Source organism: Mesorhizobium sp. M7A.F.Ca.CA.002.05.1.1 (genome assembly GCF_003998335.1).
Lineage (GTDB): Bacteria > Pseudomonadota > Alphaproteobacteria > Rhizobiales > Rhizobiaceae > Mesorhizobium.
Genome location: NZ_RZQI01000398.1, coordinates 1 through 5,236 on the forward strand (window position 1 = coordinate 1; position 5,236 = coordinate 5,236).

At 65.4% G+C, this 5,236-nt stretch carries 3 protein-coding genes; all 3 read left to right on the forward strand.

Going from position 1 to position 5,236, the window contains the following annotated elements; genetic code table 11:
• A partial coding sequence (locus EN939_RS19790; protein ID WP_127269337.1) for a Pls/PosA family non-ribosomal peptide synthetase occupies window positions 1-3,869 on the forward strand: 3,869 nt, incomplete at its 5' end.
• A complete protein-coding gene (locus tag EN939_RS19795; RefSeq protein WP_127269338.1) occupies window positions 3,866-4,351 on the forward strand; it encodes a GNAT family N-acetyltransferase in 486 nt (161 codons plus the stop codon). The genes EN939_RS19790 and EN939_RS19795, both read left to right, overlap by 4 nt.
• Window positions 4,348-4,992: a 4'-phosphopantetheinyl transferase family protein gene (locus tag EN939_RS19800; protein ID WP_127269339.1), complete on the forward strand. Its 645-nt coding sequence runs from the start codon at window positions 4,348-4,350 to the stop codon at window positions 4,990-4,992. Before EN939_RS19795 ends, EN939_RS19800 begins: the two co-directional genes overlap by 4 nt.
• Window positions 4,993-5,236: the final 244 nt, after the last annotated feature.

The window sequence follows — 5,236 nt, forward strand, 5'->3', positions numbered from 1 at the left end:
AACTGGACAGCCGCGCCAACCAGTTCGCCCGCCTGCTGGTCAAGCGCGGCGTGCGGCCGGGCCACCGCGTCGGGCTCATCCTCGACCGCTCGGCGGAGACCTATGTCGCGCTGCTCGCCGTGATGAAGGCGGGCGCTGCCTTCGTGCCGCTGGCGACCGCCTTCCCCGAGGAGCGGATGGCGCTCATCATCGAAGACGCCGGCGTCAGCCTGATCGTCACCATCGCCGCCTACGCGTCGCGCGCCGGTCAGCTGCCCGTCCCGCATCTCCTTATCGACAGCGCCGCCGCTGAAATCTCCGGACAGTCCGACGCGCCGCTGAAGCCGCATGCGAAGGCCGCTTCATCGGACGACACCTGCTACATCCTCTACACCTCGGGCACCACGGGCAAGCCCAAGGGCGTGGTCATCAAGCACCAGAGTTTCGTCAATTTCATCCGCGTCGCCGCCGCCTCCTACGGCTACCGGCCGGGCGACCGCGTCTATCAGGGCATGACGATCGCCTTCGACTTTTCCTCCGAAGAGATCTGGGTGCCGTTCGTCGCCGGCGCGACGGTGGTGCCGGCACCGGGCCAGATGCCGCTGGTAGGCGAGGAACTGGCCGATTTCCTGCGGCTCCATGACATCACCTGCATCGCCTGCAGCCCGACGCTGCTGTCGTCGATGACGTCGGATGTGCCCAGCCTGCGCACGCTGCTGGTCGGCGGCGAGGCCTGCCCGCACAATCTGGTGGTGCGCTGGTCGAAGCCGGGGCGGCAGATCCTCAACACCTATGGCCCGACCGAGGCGACCGTCACCGCCACAATGGGCGCGCTGACGCCGGACAGCCCCGTCACCATCGGCGCGCCGCTGCCGACATACTCGATCGTCATCCTCGACGCATCGCTGCCGCAGCTTGCCGAGCCCGGCGAACTGGGCGAGATCGGCATTGCCGGCATCGGGCTCGCGGTCGGCTATCTCAACAGGCCCGACCTGACCGAGCAGAAATTCATCGCCGATTTCGTCGGCCTGCCGAACAATCCGTCCAGGCGCATCTACCGGACCGGCGACCTTGGCCGCATCAACGACCAAAGCGAGATCGAGTATAACGGCCGCATCGACACCCAGGTGAAGATCCGCGGCTACCGCATCGAGCTCGGCGAGATCGAGGCGGTGCTGCTCGACCAGCCCGAGATCGCCCAGGCTGCGGTCACCACCTGGGAGATCGAGCCCGGCCGCGTCGAACTCGTCGCCTATTACGCCCCCAAGGCCGGCCAGAAGGCGATCTCGCGCGCCGACCTCGCCAGGACGATGAAGCGGCGGCTGCCCGACTACATGGTGCCCTCCTATCTGGAGGAACTGCCTGTTATCCCGATGACGGTTTCCAACAAGGTGGATTTGCGCCAGCTGCCGAAGCCGACAAGCGTGCGGCTTTCGGGCGATCGCGCCATGGTCGCGCCCGCCAATGACGACGAGCGTTTCCTCGCCGACGCACTGGCCGCGGTGCTGAAATTCGAAGAAGTGTCCGTCGAGGACAATTTCTTCGACGATCTCGGCGCCAACTCGCTGCTGATGGCGCATTTCTGCGCCCGCCTGCGCACCAGGAAGGAATGGGCGACGGCGTCGATGCGCGACATCTACCTCCACCCGACCGTGGCACGGCTCGCGCTCCACCTGGGCGTGGCGGACGAGATGACGACGGCCACCAACGAGCCCGTCCTCACCCGCCGGGCCTCGAATTTCGCCTACTGGACCTGCGGCGCCGCACAGCTGCTGTTCTACGCGCTCTACAGCTATGGCGCCTTGTGGGCGGTCAATGACGGCCTCAACTGGATGTATGACGCGCTCGACGATCCGCTGCAGCTCTACATCAGGTGCGTGGCGCTTTCGGCCGCCGTGTTCTTCGGCATGTCGGGCTTTGCCGTCATCGCCAAATGGGTGCTGGTCGGCCGCTGGAAGGCGGAGGCGTTTCCCATCTGGGGCGTGCGTTACTTCCGCTTCTGGGTGGTCAAGACATTGATCCGCACCGCGCCCGTCGTGCTGTTCCGCGGCAGCCCGCTCTACAGCATCTACCTGCAGCTTCTGGGCACCAAGCTCGGCAAGAACGCCGTCATCGAATCGAAATCCGTGCCCGTCTGCACGGATCTCATCTCGATCGGCGCCAACACCATCCTGCGCAAGGAATCCATGATCCTCGGCTTCCGGGCGCAGTCCGGCTATATCCACACCGGGCCGCTGACCATCGGCCGCGATGCCTTTGTCGGCGTCGGCTCGACGCTCGACATCGACACCCGGATCGGCGACGGCGCCCAGCTCGGCCATTCGTCCTCACTGCACCGCGGCCAAAGCATCCCCGACGGCGAACGCTGGCATGGCTCGCCGGCCGTGCCGACCACGGCCGACTATTGCAAGGTGCGCAATGTCGATCCGTCCAACATCAGGCGCTTCCTCTTCGAAGCGGTGCAGCTGATCGGGCTGTTTGCCATCGTCACCCCCTTGCCGCTTTTGTTCCACAGCTATTGGGAAAACGTCGGCGACGACTACCAGGAAACCATCGGCGTCGTCGCGATCGGCACCACGGTGACGCTGTTCGGCTACATGGCCGCATCCTTCCTGGCGGCGACGCTGGTGCCGCGCCTGGTCAGCCTGCTGTTGAAGCCAGGCCGCACCTACACGCTGTACGGCTTCCGCTACTGGCTGCAGACGGTCGCTGAATTCTCCAGCAATTCCCGCGTGCTCGGCCTGCTGGCCGGCGACAGCTCGGCCATCGTGCACTACATGAGAGCGATCGGCTGGAACCTCAACAAGGTGGTGCAGACCGGCTCCAATTTCGGCTCCAACCAGCAGCACGAAAACCCGCTTCTGTGCGAGATCGGCACCGAGACCATGGTGTCGGACGGGCTGTTCATGATCAACATGCACAAATCCGCCTCCGCCTTCCGGCTCGAGCCGACGAGGATCGGCGAGCGCAACTATCTCGGCAACAACATCTACTATCCGCCGGACGGGCGCACCGGCGACAACGTCCTGCTCGGCACCAAGGTGATGATCCCCATCGACGGGCCGCTGCGCGAGAATGTCGGGCTTCTGGGTTCGCCTGCCTTTGAAATCCCGCGCATGGTGAACCGCGACAAGGAACTCATCGCGGGCGTCGACGAAGACGACCGGCGCCGGCGCATCCCGCACAAGAACCGCCACAATCTGGTGACGATCCTGCTCTTCGTGGCAACGCAATGGGTCATGCTGTTCGTCACGCTGGCGATCTGGGACCGGGCGCTGAACTACTACACCGAATGGGCCGAGGTCGCGCTGTTCGTCGCCGTGCTCCTGACCTCGGCGATCACCATTCCGTTCTACATCTTCGTGGAGCGGGCGAGCCTTGGTTTCGGCCGGCTGAAGCCGCAGATGACGACGATCTACGACGTCGCCTTCTGGCGCCACGAGCGCCACTGGAAGCTGGCGGATTCGCCGATCGTGCGCCTGTTCGCCGGCACGCCGTTCCGGCCGATGATCCTGCGCATGCTGGGCGTCAAGGTTGGCAAACGGGTCTATGACGGCGGCAGCAACCTCACCGAACGCTCGCTGGTAGAGATCGGCGACGACGCCACCCTCAACGAGGGCTGCGTCATCCAGGCCCATTCGCTGGAGGAAGGCGCTTTCAAGTCCGACTTCATCCGCATCGGCAAGGGCTGCACGCTCGGACCTTCAGCCTTTGTCCACTACGGCGTCGTGATGGGCGAAGGCTCGGTGGTCGATGTCGACTCCTTCGTCATGAAGGGCGAAGAGCTGGAGCCCAACTCCATATGGAGGGGCAATCCGGCCAAGCTGCACCGCTTCGTCGAGCCGATCACCGACGATGGCTCCAAGGTATCGGCCAGGGCATCGGCTTGAAGAAGGGCATCGGCTTGAACACCGGAGACATCCGTCTCGTTGCCGTGACCGAGGCCAACCGTGCCCTGGTCACGGCCCTGGAACTGGCGCCGGAGCAGAGGGATTTCGTCGCCGGCAATGCGGACTCGCTGGAAGAAGCCGAAACCGACGCAGACGCGCGGCCACGCGTCGTCATGGCTGGGACCCGTGTCGTCGGTTTCCTGATGTACGAGGCGCCCGAGGATGACGACGAGGCGCGCATCTACCGCTTCATGATCGACCGCGCTTCTCAAGGCAAAGGTTACGGCAAGGCCGCGCTGCGCGAAGTGCTGGACGAAATCCAGGGGCTCGGCCACATCAGCCACGTCTCGATCTGCTACGAACCGGAGAACGATGCGGCGCGAAACCTCTATCGCAGCGCCGGTTTCGTCGAAGAAGGGCTCGACGAGGACGGCGAAATGATCGCCGATCTCGCTTTGCCGGCACGGACGCACGAGCCGTGACGCGGCTGCCCGAGGAAATCGCCTTGGCCGAAGCGATCGCCGCCATCGCACCATCGGGAGTCCGGATCGGATGTCGCATGATCCGCGACGGCGACGAGGCCCATCTGCTGCCCGGGGAAGCGCATTCCCTCCCCGCGCGCCAGCCCGGCATGCGGCGCGCCAGCGGCGCGGCCCGGTGGATCGCGCACGGACTGCTGGCGGAGCTTGGCGTCGGCGACGTCGCCATCCTGCGCACGCCAACCGGCGCGCCGGTCTGGCCCGACGGGATAACCGGTTCGCTCGCGCACGACGACGACATGGCCGTGGCGGCGGTTGCCCCGATTGGCGATATCGCCTCGCTCGGCATCGACGTCGAGCCCGCGCAGCCTCTCCCGGATGATACTTTGGCCCTCGTGACAACGCCCGCGGACCGCACGGACGCAGCCGACCGGCATCTTGCCGGCCGCATCCTCTTTGCCGCCAAGGAAGCCGTCTACAAGGCCGTCTATCCGCTCGATCGCGAGGTGCTGGGCTATGAGGACATCACCGTCGACCTGAACGCAGGCCAGGCGACGACGAAGACCGGCTGCAAGGCCAGGCTCGTTTACTGCGCTGCCCCGCGCGTGGTGGTGCTGGCGTTTGTCGATGGAGATGGGGTTTGAGGTCGGCGCGCTTATTCTGCTGCGCTACGGCGTCATGAGTTCCTAGCCGAACGCGGCAATCGTTGACGTTGGCGCTGCCCCTCACTGTCCTGCCGGACATCTCTCCCCGTATAGTGACGGGGAGAGAGGGGCTGGCCGCGACGCCGGCATTCTTCCCGCAACGCTGGAGATTGGCGAAATCGCCGATGACAGCACCCCTCTCCCCGTCACTATACGGGGAGAGGATGCCGGCAGGCAGGTGAGG